The 15,147-nt window shown below is 42.9% G+C and carries 11 protein-coding genes; all 11 read left to right on the plus strand.

Going from position 1 to position 15,147, the window contains the following annotated elements:
- Nucleotides 1–154 precede the first annotated feature (154 nt).
- Nucleotides 155–1,822, plus strand: a complete 1,668-nt coding sequence (locus tag AC1DOK_RS19105) for a sensor histidine kinase (protein ID WP_477555909.1) — start codon at nt 155–157, stop codon at nt 1,820–1,822.
- Nucleotides 1,822–3,444: a response regulator transcription factor gene (locus AC1DOK_RS19110; protein WP_477555910.1), complete on the plus strand. Its 1,623-nt coding sequence runs from the start codon at nt 1,822–1,824 to the stop codon at nt 3,442–3,444. The genes AC1DOK_RS19105 and AC1DOK_RS19110 overlap by 1 nt, the downstream gene beginning before the upstream one ends.
- 100 nt (nt 3,445–3,544) lie before the next feature.
- Entirely contained in the window at nt 3,545–5,782 is a 2,238-nt protein-coding gene (locus AC1DOK_RS19115) for an FAD-dependent oxidoreductase (protein ID WP_477555911.1), read from the plus strand.
- Complete coding sequence (locus AC1DOK_RS19120; RefSeq protein ID WP_477555912.1) at nt 5,779–6,987, plus strand: SGNH/GDSL hydrolase family protein; 1,209 nt, start codon at nt 5,779–5,781, stop codon at nt 6,985–6,987. Before AC1DOK_RS19115 ends, AC1DOK_RS19120 begins: the two co-directional genes overlap by 4 nt.
- Before the next feature lie 301 nt (nt 6,988–7,288).
- Nucleotides 7,289–8,716 carry a PQQ-dependent sugar dehydrogenase gene (locus tag AC1DOK_RS19125; protein WP_477555913.1) on the plus strand — a complete coding sequence of 476 codons (1,428 nt, stop codon included), beginning with the start codon at nt 7,289–7,291 and terminating at the stop codon, nt 8,714–8,716.
- A 1,117-nt stretch (nt 8,717–9,833) separates the two neighbouring features.
- Nucleotides 9,834–10,463, plus strand: coding sequence for a class I SAM-dependent methyltransferase (locus tag AC1DOK_RS19130; protein ID WP_477555914.1), 630 nt, complete (start codon nt 9,834–9,836; stop codon nt 10,461–10,463).
- A 262-nt stretch (nt 10,464–10,725) separates the two neighbouring features.
- Nucleotides 10,726–11,076, plus strand: a complete 351-nt coding sequence (locus tag AC1DOK_RS19135) for a VOC family protein (RefSeq protein ID WP_477555915.1) — start codon at nt 10,726–10,728, stop codon at nt 11,074–11,076.
- Nucleotides 11,077–11,466: 390 nt separating this feature from the next.
- Nucleotides 11,467–12,018 carry an imm68 putative immunity domain-containing protein gene (locus AC1DOK_RS19140; RefSeq protein ID WP_477555916.1) on the plus strand — a complete coding sequence of 184 codons (552 nt, stop codon included), beginning with the start codon at nt 11,467–11,469 and terminating at the stop codon, nt 12,016–12,018.
- A 196-nt stretch (nt 12,019–12,214) separates the two neighbouring features.
- Nucleotides 12,215–12,658 carry an SMI1/KNR4 family protein gene (locus AC1DOK_RS19145; protein ID WP_477555917.1) on the plus strand — a complete coding sequence of 148 codons (444 nt, stop codon included), beginning with the start codon at nt 12,215–12,217 and terminating at the stop codon, nt 12,656–12,658.
- 453 nt (nt 12,659–13,111) lie between these two features.
- The gene (locus AC1DOK_RS19150) at nt 13,112–14,332 is read left to right on the plus strand and encodes a hypothetical protein (protein WP_477555918.1); all 1,221 of its coding nucleotides are present in this window, start codon (nt 13,112–13,114) and stop codon (nt 14,330–14,332) included.
- A 114-nt stretch (nt 14,333–14,446) separates the two neighbouring features.
- On the plus strand, nt 14,447–14,818 hold the full coding sequence (locus tag AC1DOK_RS19155; protein ID WP_477555919.1) for a hypothetical protein: 372 nt from the start codon (nt 14,447–14,449) through the stop codon (nt 14,816–14,818).
- The last annotated feature ends 329 nt before the right edge of the window (nt 14,819–15,147 follow it).

The following is a 15,147-nucleotide window of genomic DNA, read 5'->3' on the forward strand; positions in this document are numbered from 1 at the left end:
AAGAGAGTGGCAATTAGTTGCCCCTCTCTTTGTTGGTCTATGCTATTCTTAGTTCAATACATAGTTAAAAGGAAGATGTCGGGTGCGAAGAAGAATCAGCTTGCCTTTGAAATTATTTCTTATATGTTTTGCGTTTGTATTAAGCTGCATTATCTTGATCAGCCAATTGTCCTATCAATATGTCCATAAGGAAATAAGGACGAACGACATCTATTTCACGAACCAAATACTGGACAAAGTCGACCAGTATTTGACGGTTAACTTTTCGTCTTTTCAGACGATCTTGTTCTCGTTCGAAACCTCGGTGAAAGCAAACATGAACAATCCAGAAGTGATAAAAAAGCAATTATTGCAACTATATGAGCTCAATAGCAATTATGTGAGTAACATTTACCTGATAAAGGATGATTTATCTATAATTGGCGGCAGTACGCCTACGCGAATTTTTGATGAGCCTTTGCCCGATAGATTGCCTATGTTTTCTGAGGCAAGCATGAATAAATTAACTACGATTGTGAGTGAGCCTTATCAATCTAAGTATTCCGGCTGGACAGTTACGATGGTTCGATATCTGAACGGTTCACCGGATCCGATGGTTGTTGCTGTAGATTTGGACCTTAAAGCGATTGAGGATACCTTGTTCAAGATTAATAAACAAGAGCATTTGAATCTGGCGCTTATTACCGCTTCCGGTAAAATTATTACCGGGTTTTCGGAAAATAGAGGACCTCTAGATGTGCAGGACCATACTTTTTCAATTGGGGAAACCTCGGCGGAACAGATTCTTAATACGAGTGGAACAAGCCTTCAACTGCAAACCAAAGAAGGAGCACCGGTTTCCATTTTGAAGAAGCCTACTGAGAAATTCAATTGGTCCATCATCTCGATTAACGATGAATCTCGAATGGAAGCTGCGTTGTCCAGATTGGAAACCTATTATTTCGGGCTTCTAGTTGCGGGTTTTCTATTAAGTCTTTTCATTTCCTTTTTTATTGCCAAATATATAAGAAATCCACTCTATTACCTCAAAACAAAAATGAAAAGGGTCGAGCAAGGCGATATGACAACTACAATCACCATTGACCGTAACGATGAATTCGGCGATCTTTCCCGGGCATTTGACCGTATGCTGCAACAAATTGTGGAACTGATTCGGCGAGCGGAGCTTCATAATGAACTTGAGCGGAAATTGGAAATCCAAGTGCTGCAGTCTCAAATAAACCCTCATTTTCTGTATAACACGCTTGGTTCTATCAGCAATGTCATACGCCTCGGACAAATAGAGAAAGTAGATGTGGTGATCGGGTCTCTCATTTCATTATTGGAATACGGGATAGCCGACGCTTCGGAGAAGGTTTCACTACGTCAGGAATTGCGAAATGTATCGGACTATATCGCGATCCAGAACATCCGTTATAACAGGAACTTCCACTTGATTGAGAATATCGAAGCAGGGTTAATGGATTTTCCGGTTTTTCGAATGCTGCTGCAGCCCATTGTGGAGAATAGTATCTTCCATGGTTATAACGGAGGGGGGATCGAAGGCCCTATTACTATTCATGCGTACAGGGAGGCCGGCATCGTCATGATAGAAGTAGTTGATCAAGGCGAGGGAATTCCAACGGATAAAATAAAGCATATTTTAATTTCAGAACCGAGTGATTTGGAAGTAAAAAGGAAAAGAATCGGGTTAAATAATATTCATGGTCGAATAAGACTTCATTACGGGGAACAGTTCGGGCTACAAATCATAAGCATACCTAAGGAAATAACCCGTGTCCGCGCCGTATTCCCGGCAGGTTTGTTTAAAGGAGATGCATAATGGTGAGAGACTACACCTGCTTCATCGTTGACGATGAAGATCTAATCATTCAAAGATTGGAACTGTTTTTTAGCGAGCTCTCCAATAAGGATCAACGATTTCATTTAGTGGGAAAAGCAAATAATGGAATAAAGGGAATAGAGGAGAGCTTAAGGCTTAAACCGGATATCGTTATATCCGATATCGTCATGCCGCAAATGGATGGAATTTCTATGATCGAGCAGTTAAAGCCGAAGCTGCCGCATACCCAATACATTCTTTTGACCGCCTATTCTTCTTTTGAATATGCACAGAGAGCTATCCAAGCCAACGTATTGGAATACATTGTTAAGGTTCCGCTCAGGGAAGCGGATTTGGATCGAGCTTTGGATAAGGCAGCCGGAATTTTGGATGAGGTTAAGAAAAAAGAAGAGGAATTTCAATCTTTAAACGTATCTGTTCTTGAAAATAAATATAGAGTCCGCAAGCAATTTTTTAACGAGCTGATCAGAGGCGAAATACCTTCTCATCGGGCATCGGATTTCGCCAATCGTATGCAGTTCCATTTCTTTCAAGCCAACTATTGCTGCTTTATTGTTGAAATGAATCTGTATGAAAGTTTCCGAAATGAATATTCAGCGGTTGACCAAAACATTTTGATATATGCGATTACTAATGTAATCGAAGAAACTGTGATGAATTGTGGCAGGGGTGTAGCTACGTATCTATCCGATAATCGTTTTATTGGCTTTCTTTCCTGGGAAAATAATCGTAGTGATATGGATACGGAATATGCTTGCCAGACATTGGGTAGTCAGATCGTCTCCCATTTACATCAATATTTGAATCAAAGGGTATCCGTAGCCTTTGGCGGTCCGCATCGAGGCTGGGAATCCATCAAACAAGCTTACACGGAAGCTAAAAATGTGAGTGAGGATTTCTATTATCATGCAGAGAAAGTAGTCAAAACACCCGCGCATCGGTTTCATTACCGTAATGACAGAAAGGAGGACTTTCAGCTGAAACTGGCTGATTTTCTTACATGGGTGCAAAGAAAGGTTTCCAAGGAAGAGCTGGAGAAAGAATTTGCTGATTTAAACCAATTTGTTACGGATCATAAAATCCATAAGTCCATCATGGCACCTATGCTTCGAGACTTGTACAGAGACATTACTGCGAAATTTAAATCGGGGAACACGCCAACCACGGATGTAGCAGAGTTTCCCATAGAATTTATGGCATTTCGGGAGCAGCTAGCGTATATTGGCGACTTCACATTCGAATATGTACACGCTGGCCAACTATTACATCGTGCAGAAATCATGAGAGCTATGCGGTTTATAGAGAAAAATCTGAAACAGCGTTTAACGTTGGAGGCTATTGCCGAGGATGTGAATTTAGCTCCTTCGTATTTTAGCAGCTTATTTAAAAAAACAATGAACGAAGGCGTTATCAGCTATATCAACCGCAAAAAAATTCAATTGGCTCTCGAGCTGCTAAATGTTCAGGATTATTCTTTATTGGAATTGTGTGAGGAAGTAGGGATTGTTAACGAAGGGTATTTTTGTAAATTATTCAAAGAATATACGGGTGATACACCCAAGCAATATCGGATAAAAATGACACGGTATGAATCCAAATAAGGTTGCAAAAAATTGTATGAGTTTTTCTCGAAATCATGTAAAAAAACGGGATTCAAAAGGACTACCATGATAAATATATCTAATCATGGAGGTTATCAAAATGGAGCTTATTAAAGCGGATGTAACTGTCGTAGGCGGAGGTATTGCTGGGATATGCGCTGCCCTTGCTGCTGCACGGCAAGGGCTACAAGTTTCACTTATTAATGATCGCCCGGTTCTTGGTGGGAACGCCAGCAGCGAAGTCAGGGTTCATATCAACGGGTCGGCCTATCTCGGAAACAGTCCATCCTATTATGCGCGTGAGGGCGGGTTGGTGGAAGAACTCAAGATGAAGATTTTCCACTATAATCCGTTATATAACAAGAAGCTTATGCTTTCACTTTCGGATACGGTCTTGTTGGATATGGTCTATGATGAGCCTAACATTTCTCTATTTCTGAATACATGCGTGTATGAAACGGGAATGGAGAACGGCAGAATCAAATGGGTGGAGGGTCTTCAATTGGCTTCCGAAAGAAAATTCCGTTTTGAAAGCCCTACCTACATCGATTGCTCCGGAGACGGGGTTGTTGGATATCAGGCAGGTGCTCTCTTCAGATGGGGGAGAGAAGCGAAGCATGAATACAAGGAAGACTTGGCTCCTGAAGTGGCGGACCATTACACCATGGGAGACACGATCCTTTTTCAAGCCCGTGATGTAGGATATCCCGTTCCGTACAAGAGGCCTGGCTTTGCATATGATATTACAAAGTTGAGCTTTTTCGATAGTATCAGAAAAGGCTTGAACCATCGGGCTTTTCCTAGAAAAATCAACGGGCTTGGCGGATTGTGGTGGCTGGAGTACGGCGGGCATATGGATGTTATCAAAAACAATGAAGACATCGCATTGGAGCTGCGGAAATTGGTTTACGGGATTTGGGATTATATCAAAAATAGCGGCGAATTTGATGATGTGGACAATCTCATCTTGGATTATGTATGTCCAATTCCGGGAAAACGGGAGTCGAGGCGGTTTATTGGGGATCACATGTTGTCTCAGAACGATCTCACAGCAAAGCCGCATTTCGAAGATGCCGTATCCGTCGGGGGATGGTATATGGATTTACATGCTGCTAAGGGCATCTATGATGAGGGACCGGCTACAGCATGGAATTTCGTGCCTGGATTGTACAATATTCCTTTCCGCAGTTTATATTCCAAAAATATTCCCAATCTTATGTTCGCTGGTCGCAATATAAGTGCTACCCATGTTGCTTTCGGATCTACAAGGGTAATGGCGACCTGCGGTTGTATGGGGCAGGCGGTTGGAACGGCTGCTTCGTTATGCATGAAATATGAGGTAGACCCCGCAGCGATAGTCGAAGCTCATATGGGAGAGCTGCAAGCGCTATTGCTTCAAGACGGGCAAACGATTGTAGGGCTTCAAGAGAAATTGGATCCTTACTTCGCTGACGGATTAAGTATTCGTGCCTCGTCTCAGCGCAGCTATGTCAATGATCAACCAACCGAAGCTATTCCTTTGGAGAAAGGGTTGTGTTTGGTCTTGCCGATTCATACGGCCTCTGCGGAAAGTGTACGGATCAAAATTAAAAATGCTTCCGAACATTCGGAAACTCTGCATGTGAAGCTGTTTGGTGGAAAACGGAAGGAAAACTACATTCCCGACTGCGAGCTGAGAGCCTACAACATGGATATTGCAACCGGTCATGACGACTGGATTACGTTGGACTTGGGCTGCAAGAAGCCAGCAGACGATAAAATTTACATTGTACTGGAAGGTACCGCTAGCCTTGCCGTATACGGCAATGAAGAGAAAATTACAGGAGCAGTTAGCTTCTATTATAGGCCAGAAGTGCCATCCAAGTTGAAGAAATTCAATAAGAGCATTTGTTTTAAGGACCTGCTGCCATCACAGAATATGTATGATCCTGAGAATGTCATCAATGGCTACTCCAGACCTTATGGCCTGCCGAACGGCTGGATTTCCGAACGTACGGAAGGACAGGAATGGTTGGAATTCTTGTTTGCAGCTCCCAAACATCTGGACGAAATCCATCTTGTTTTCAATTCGCAGCTGGATTTGGAGCATTTTGACGCTCCGATCGAGCTCCTTATCCAAGATTATGACGTGACCTTAACCTTAGAAGACGGAACCGAGAGGGAAATCAAAATCCGTGGGAATTACCTCACGTTGAATAAACATAAGGTGGATGCGAAAGGCGTAACCCGAATACGGTTTGATTTCTGCGCAACTTATGGTTCGCCTTATTTTGAAGTGTTTGCTGTAAAATTGTTTGCTCCTAAAAACGATAAGTTAGGTCAGGTGAAGTCGCGATGAAGGAATTATTTACTAGGGAAGGCCTGCCCAATGTAATTCATAAATTGGAAAATGGGGAAACGGTGACCATAGTCTATTTTGGCGGTAGTAATACACGTTCTAAAGGATACCGGGTAATGACGGCGGAATGGCTTCGTGGGCAATATCCCAAAGCGGATATCCGCTGTGTGAATGCAGGCATTGATGGAACAGGATCGGATTTGGGCTGCGCCCGCTTAGAGACAGATGTGCTGAGGCATCAGCCGGATCTGGTGTTTGTCGAATTTGTTGGTAACGACGGCGGAGTGCCCGAGTCTAAATCGAGGATCGAAGGAATAGTCCGTCAGATCCGCAAGTGGAGTCGGTTTATTGATATCCTGTTTGTTTATACGCTGAAGGAGCGGGATGTGGCCTTATTTCAGTCCGGGGAATATCAGAAGGGAGCTCTTATGCAGGAGGATGTGGCCGACTATTACGGCATTCCTTCGATTCATCTTGGCGTAGCGGTCAGTCACTTGGTGTCGGAGGGAAAACTCGTTTTTACCTCAAGGGCAGACGTGTCCATTCCCGGAGCCGTTGTTTTTACGCATGATTCGATCCATCCGATAATTCCCGAAGGACATCAGATTTACACGGATACAATCACCCGGTCGTTTGAGAAAATTAGCGAACTTCGAGGTCGCGTGGGAAGGGTCGAACATAACTTGCCTCAGGACCCTTTGGTCCCGACCAATCCTTGGGAGTATGCCGCTATGCTGCCGCTGGAAGGCCATGCCGATTTTTCGGCAGGATGGTCCTATATGACCCCCGATGATTTAGCTTTGGTCCGCGAGTACAATTGGTTGTTTCCCGGCCTATGGCGAGCTGTTGATCCGGGGGAGGCTATCACGGTGCAGTTTACAGGCACTCACATAGGGCTGTTCGATATCGGGGGACCCGATTCCGGCAGACTGAAGGTGACAGTGGATGGCGGAGAACCTTTCCTCGTCGATCGATTTACACTGTACAATGATCATAATCGGAATCAATATGTTTTCTTGCCGGAGCTTCCGAATGGGAAGCATACCGTTCGCTTCGAAATTGATGCCGAGATGACAGACAAAGCGGCAGTGTTTGAGGTAAGTGGCAATGAACGAAGTATGGAGCATGTTCGGCAGCATCCGGATTGGTACGATCAAACGGTGATCCAGCTTGGGAAGTTGTTGTTGGTGCAGCCACCATTATAATGGATAAAATCGACTTTAAAGCTCCTGTCATTTATCAATATCGCGGCGAGTTTATGAATGAAAGTGGAACAACGGTAAGTGATGTTATACAAATTATTGTAAAATAACCCTAAGAGCTGAGTGGATGAGAACGATCCATTCGGCTTATTTTAAGCCTACTGACATACGTGGCCGAGCAGACGCCCGTTTTTACTTCAAAAGCCGATGCAGCGAATGGGAACCAGGCACTAATTTGATACTAATAAAACAGTTCTAATCATATTCTTATAAAAGAAAATGATTAGAAGGAGTGTACAGTTATTTGATAAAAGTTAAGGTTAGTTTACGGCCCATTGTAGGTAAGATAAACTTACCCACTGTTTTGAAAACAACTATACTTCCGGGTGACTCAATTGAAAGATTATTTATTGCAACCCAGGTAGGAGAGATCTATTATATTTGGAACGGGGTTTTAAGAACTTTTTTGGATATTCGCCCACGAATCATAAAACTAGGCATCTCTAGTGGTGGATATGATGAACGGGGATTGCTAGGGCTAGCGTTTCATCCCGAATTTTATTATAATGGTCTGTTTTATCTCCATTATTCAGTAGCTGGAACCCAGGGTTCAGGTGCACTTCCAAGCGCACCTGGTGAATCTTTTAAGCCTAACCCGTGCGATCCCGGAACCTTAAACCTAAGGTGGATAAATAGAGAAACGCAATATAATCATATTGATACAGTTGAAGAATGGATTTTACAATCGAATGGTCAACCCCAAAAACGACGAACATTGCTTAATATAAGAAGACCATTTTTAAATCATAATGGTGTCAATAGCTTAAACTTTTCACCTGAAACAGGAAAACTTGTTTTGACAACCGGAGATGGCGGATCAGGCTATGATCCCTTTAATTTAAGCCAAGATGATATGGAAATTGCAGGTAAAATAATTGAAATTGATGTCGTTAAGAATACATTTATCGATAATCCGCCTGTAGTTACACGTTTTAATGAGCTGCCTGTACCTATTCAGGAAACGCTTACGGTTATTGCCAAAGGAGTTCGCAATATACCAGGCATTTCATTTCAAAGGTTTTATAATCAATATATCAAATACGTAGGAAATGTCGGACAGGATTTGGTAGAGTCGATTTTTTCATTTATTCAATATAAACCAATACTGGTTACTCAGCTTATTCAAGCTTCTTTGACGAATTCTGAAGCTGACCAAGAAGGATTTATTAACTTTGGCTGGAGAGGGTGGGAAGGCGCTTTTCCTACTATGTTTATGAGGGGCTGCTCTGCAAATCTGGCCTTGGATGAAAAAACAATTGCTTATTACGATGAAGCAGTTAAAACTTCAGTAAGGCGTCTTCAGCCTTTGACGAGTTATTTTCATCAAGATCAAAGACCCGGTAAGTTTGGAGCAACTGCACTTACAGGAGTCCAGCCATATATGGGAAATGAAATCCCCGATTTAAGGGGGAACGTTGTGTTTACTGATCTAGCCCGGAATGAAGGATCTGGGCCTCCGGTTAGAGGGGTTTTAGCTTATACCAGGGTAAGAACGGATTGTAATCTAAATGATTTTAGTGTTATTGAAACCGATTATAATTTTGGGTCTCAATCAGCTTATTATGTTAGTTTGGGAACGAATCTGAATCAATCCAGACTCTATTTAGGGGTTTATGGCTCTATGAAAGTGGCTGATTTTAACCAAGGTACCATTTTTGAAATTGTTCCATAATTCATTCCGGGGTCTAGATTCCAATATACGAATTCGGGATGTATCCTGCTAGCGCACAACTTGGGAAAGTATTCGAGCGATGGAGCGGATCCATCGCTTTTGCTATGCTTAAGGGCAGACATGGACTGGAAGCCGATTGCGATTGGGCAGGATACGATATCCGGGAGAGTTCCAGATTAATAGCATGAGTCCAAGCCAATATATTAACCTATTCATACACTGTAACTATCTTATGTTTAGGAGAGTGAATGGGATGGGATTAATATTTAATCGAAATGTTAGAGTTACTTTTTTCTCGGGTTTTAACTTTACTGGAAGAAGTCTAACGTTTAGACGAGGCGTGGCAGTTTCAAATCTGGGATTATTCGGTTTTAACAATATCATCTCCAGTTTTCGGCTAAGAAATGTTGTAATTCCTAGTCAAGTTACGTTAGTACTGTTTTCAGGCCGCAACTTTACAGGGAATTTTCGAATTTTCCGTGGTAGCCAGAACATTTCAGACTTACGGGCTTTTAACTTTAACAATGTAACCTCGTCGTTTATTCTGGTTGGATTCCGGTTAACAACTTCTCAGATTCGTACCATTCAACGCACAGGCAGAATGCCAAGCGACATTTTAAAAATTATAGGCTAAAGGGACACTGAAAAAAGCGCCTTTTTTCTTCAAATTTTTCTTGAATGAAGGGAAGGATTGAGGCCTTTAGAACTTTTGTCGGCAGCCTCACTAACCTAACGGGACAAGATAGTTCGACGAAGCGAGGAGCAGTTCAGGCGGTAGACTGCTCTATTTTCTATGAAGGGCTGCCCAGCAGCAGCCTTTGAATTCGTTGGCGTATTTGTTATAATGGCAATAGTTTTTAGGAGGTGCTTTATTTGATCACCCATTTTACATGCGTTTACGGTAAATAGAGGTGCGGTACAGGTTGACACATCCGTTTTTTTGAAAGCGGGATCGGGTCTATTTGTAGTACGCCTTTTTCATTTACCTAAACAAATGAATGAGGTGTTTTTGTGTTGCGTAAAAAGAATAAGAAGTCCATCGTTGCCGGAAACAGGTCCCGCATGAATCCAAATAAAAGCGAAGGCAGTTAAAATAAGACATAACGGAGATAGTGATATGACGGAATTCTGGGAATCAAGTTTTATAGAAAAACAAACGATGTGGGGATTTGAACCTACAGACTCTGCAATCGTGACAAAGGACTTTTTCCTTGAAAGGAATGTTAAGGACATACTGGTACCAGGTATTGGATATGGCAGAAATGCAAAAGTTTTTATTGACAATGGAATAAATGTAACAGGGATTGAGATTTCAAAAACAGCGATTGATTTGGCGAGGCAAAACGGGCTTGATAATAGTATTTTTCATGGTTCAGTAGCTGACATGCCTTTTGATAACAAATTCTATGACGGTATATTTTGCTATGCACTTATTCACTTATTGAATAATCGTGAGAGAGATAAGTTTATTAAAGATTGCTATAATCAGTTAAAGCCAAATGGATATATGATTTTTACAACTGTTTCAAAAAAAGCCCCAATGTTTGGAAAGGGCAAACAATTGGATAAAGACTATTTCGAGATAATGGAAGGCGTAAAAATGTTTTTTTATGATTCTGACTCCATAAAACAAGAATTTGAAAAATATGGACTGGTAGAGTTTTCAGAGATTGACGAGCCAAGTAAGAACATGAAAAATGCACCTCCAATAAACTTTATAATTGTAAAATGTAAGAAAAAACTATAAAGATAATCATATCGGGTAACTATAGCTGAATAAACATCCAGGACAAGGCTGCCGGCATGAACGGCAGCCTTTGCTCTCCTAACGGGCAGGTTACCGCAATAGAAATCAATTGCATTCCCATGGTTTTTCTATGTTAATATAGCAATAAGAGGAAAATTATTCGGGATGGACTAATACCGTCATGAAACTCCTTATTTGCAAAGATTCTGGATGAACCATAAAAAATGGTATCCTAAAAAAAGTGAAGGGGCGGCATAACCTTGTGAAACTAGGACATATAATGATTTTCGTCAATGACATGACAAAGGCGAGATGGTTTTATTCTGAATTGCTGGGTTTGCAAACACTAATAGAGCAAGAAAATAAGCTTGTATTTGCCCTTGACGGCTGTCAGCTTATAGCTTTTAAGTGTGAAAAGACCAAAGAAATTGGAGATTATTCAAACGAGGCTAGAACAGTTTTGGTGTTTGAGGTCGTATCTGTTGAGCAAACTTATAAGGAAATGAAGGAAAAGGGTATTCAATTTTTGCATGATAAACCTACTCAAGGGCGATATGCTGCTTTCGTTGATCCGTTTGGTAACGTGCATGAAATCGCTGAATCGTCCGATTGAGAGTCGTTAACTTTGTTATAAATAACGTGGTGAAACATATTACAAGGTATTGCACTAACGGGACATGATTGCTTAATAAACGATAAGCAAAGGCTGCTGGCAGATCGTTCCGGCAGCCTTTGCTCAGTTAACTGGCAGTCATGAGAGTAACTTATTATTATATCACCGAAAAATAAAGGCTATATAGTGATGATACCAAATGACACCACGAAAGATGAATCAATGAAAGTATAGACAATATAACGGCAATGAGTACACATTGTTGTCATCCGACAACACATCTGTCGGGTGACAAGAACACGGCATTGATAAATATGCTTTTGGGGGATTAAGCGTAGTTAAAGCCTATAACCTCTTGTATAATGAAACTATCATATTCAGAAAATTACAATGCCTAAAAGAAAGTGGGAGAAGAACTTGTACATAAGCAAATGGTGGGGAGATTTAATTGGCGGTTCCGATGATTCGCTAGCATTAATAGACTATTTTGAACAATTGAACTCAACGGATGTGACGCTCAATCAGATTTTAAAGGACTTGGGTTTCGATGTTCTGCTTTTCGAGGGAGACTTGAAAAACGGCGGAAGTATTGGATTTGATATGAAAAGTGCTAACGGCATGTTTCGGGTAGAACTTGATATTGCCTGCGGTGCTCTAATCGATCTTTCAGCCATTGTGTTGGAGTCTCTTAAATCAGGCTATATCGATTTGCATGATTTGGATGAGGCTAGGCAGCCGTGCAAACTTTATATTGATGCCTCCGAAGAAAAAAGAAACCTGCTTCGGCATGAATTGTACAAGTTTTCCCGTAATCCGCTGGCTTACGATTTAGCCGAGCTTGTTCCGGCAGATGATATGAGGGAGCTTGCGGAAAAGGCAAAAATGATCGCAGATGAGCTGTTACTTTCAGATGGGATGATGGAAAGTGCCGAATTTGGATGACACCTTGCCAAGAATTGTAAATATCATTAGAAGAAATCGAGCGGGCGACATTAATACGGAAATAAGACCATGAAGTGCTGCTCATAAACCAAGCGCAAATTGAACTGCATAAAGCGTTACAATATTTGGATCGCGGCAGGTTGGAGTCAGGAGAACCAGCCGATTTGAATGCATTGGCAGGGAGGGCGATTAACCTATGAAAGATGCGTTAATGGAGAGATTAAAGATTTTCCTTCATCGGGAGGATAATCGCACACTAATAGGCATTCCGGCGAGCCAAGAGGAAATTGCCGAGGCACAGCAGCGGCTGAATGTAAGCTTTCATGAGGGCTACATGCATTTTATCCGGACGTTTGGTGGAGCGTATGCAGGTCTTGCGGTATATGCATTTTCTAATGGCTCTAGTCTCGGAAAAGAAACGGTTGTCGATTTGACGCTGGGGTTCCGAGAGCAATTCAAGGAGCTTCCCTTTGCAGAGGTTTTACGAACCGGTTATGTCATTTCTATGGATGGGTCTGGCGATCCGATTATAATCAATCAGGCAGGAAAGGTTTTCATCTGTTATCACGATACTGGGGAGTTCAAGTTATTAGCGGATTCATTCGAGGCGCTGATCGAGGAAAATTTTTATGAATGGTGAGTAGTCCAATTTGGTATTTTCAGGTGGACAACCCTGTGAACCTAGCCGCATTGCGGCAACCCCGTTACCTTGGTGGCCTCATAAAGAACCTCGTAGTGTTTTATGAACATCGAACTTTCAAAGCACCGGACAATTTGTATGGATTTTCTTGGCTTTACATCGTATTCTGTTCGTCTTGGGGAATATACCATCTGCACACGGAGTTTCCGGTAATAAGTCAAGAAGGCTGGCGGTAAAGCGCTATGGCAGATTTTTCGCTGATAGACCCGTTAAGTTGAACCGTACCATAAGTGACGGCGAAAAATTCTGTTGTTGACATGGGCGGGTAGTGTCGGTGGGAGTGTGATTTAAAGGATTTGGGAGCCCTGCCGTCAAAGAGGCCACGCATGGCATGGGCCAATTTCTGCACTTGCCGAAATGACTTGATATGTTTTAGAAGAAAGGATGATAGAAATGCCAAATGATAGCCAAGCTCGTCCTCCTGCTGATTCTATTAGAGAAGCTGGTCGTTATCCCATCGATCTGACAGGTCCTCGCAGTCACACTCTTGTCATTCAGCCCGGTGTGGGCAGCCTATCCATTGGACCGTCGCAATTGGGGAAGAAGAGAGACCTTCACGTCGCGCCTGATGCGCACATCGATTGGACCGTATTTGACGCCTTTGCCACGCCGGCGGGCTCGCCCTGGCCGCGATTTCTGTACTACACAGGCAGTGACGCAGGCTTCTTCGACTGGGCGCAGAAACGTCCCATTGAAGAGATGACGTGGGCTCCAATCCTGTCTGCAGACACGGTGGCGGATGCCAGACAGTCCAATTTGCATGGCTTGCATATAGAGCTGGACCAGTCCGGGGGGCGGTTGCACCTGAAGCTTCCGAAGCGGCAGATCTTTGAATATTTCCGCCTGAGTGTGGCCGGCGATCTATCACGCTTCTCGGCCACTGGCGATATGCCATATTCTCTGACACTTGCGCCACGCACCAGCCGACGCAAGAATGATGCTCCTTTCTTGCTACCCGACCTGGGTGAGTTGCACCAGGTGACGAGCCTGACGCTCCGAAACGCGCCGCTGGGACAGCCCATCTCGCTGGAGTGTCTGAACCGCTTCCCAAACCTTGACTCACTGAGTTTGTCGGGGAACTTCTGCGACGTGGACTTGTTGGCTCGTCATGCACGGTTAACGAATCTGGAGCTGCGCTTCATGCCTGATCTGGGTGACTTGCCGCCCTTGAACTCGTGGCCGTTGCTTGATAGATTTATCGCCTACAACGTGGAAGAGATCGCGGGCAAACGCCTAAAGCAGCAAATGAAAACACGCGCTAACACCCGCCCGTGGACCAGCCATGCTTCAGTGAGCCAATTGCGAAAGCCTGAGTGGTGGACGACCGAGTTCGGCCGCCCGTTCTCGTCCTGGCCTAAACGTCTGGCCAAACTGGCTAACGAAGCTTACAACGTCGCACAGGCAACCTTGGCCCAGGCCCGCAGCTTTGCCGATGCCGAGGCAGCCATTACTGACTTCACCGTGCGCTTCAATACCCTCAAAGGCATCGAAACCACTGAACGAGAAGACCTTGGTGAAGCGGTATGGCAACTAAGCCAGTCTGACCACCTGATCGGCCAGCCTATAACAGAGGAGATGGCTCAAGGCTGGTTCGATGCAGCGCGCGATTACTGATTGAAGTGAGAAAATGAACGGGTACTAGCTGATCTTTAGGTCTCCGTATTTTCGCTTTATTAATTCTAACGTGAGGCGAACTAGCCTTTCAGATTGATCTTTATTGGGTATAACTTGAGCAATTTCGCATACTTTTTTGATGAATTGTTCGATTCTCCAAATAGCACAGAAAATCTCCCCACAACAGTTCCTATCGACATCGCAAAACAGCTCATTAATGATTACATAGAAGTTTATGATTCAGATGATGACCGAGAACAATGGTTTGGAAAAGTAAAGGATATTTCGGAGAAGCATGGTTTCGCCAGTGACATGAAACTCTATAAGAGGAACCCTGAAGATCATCAAGGACAAGTCGGAGATGTCGCAACAGTTCTAAGCATAACTCTTACAGGACGAGCAAACACTCCTGATCTGTATGACATCATCCAAGCGATGCGCAATAAACTGGTTGGAAATAGATTAATTAAATTTTCTTCAGAATAAAAGATTTATCACACACACAACAAATAACGAAGCAGCTCACAAATGTGCTTCGTTATTTGTTGTTATGGGGGGGGGAAAGTAAACAACTTATTTTTCTATATAGAAAAGTAATACCTATATAATGTATGACACCATATATGCCGGGTGACAAGAACAAAATCTCATTAAGAGCCGCATAAATGGTATTATCCCCTTTAAGTAGACACTCAAAAAAAACCGTCATGTTATCATGAGGGTTGGGAGTGACTCTTGGAGGGGATATTTTTATGGCTAAAAAAGGACAATCATTTCAAACATATACAGAAGAATTCAAACTGAAGGCGGTCAAA

Source organism: Paenibacillus sp. P5_B5 (genome assembly GCF_056400365.1).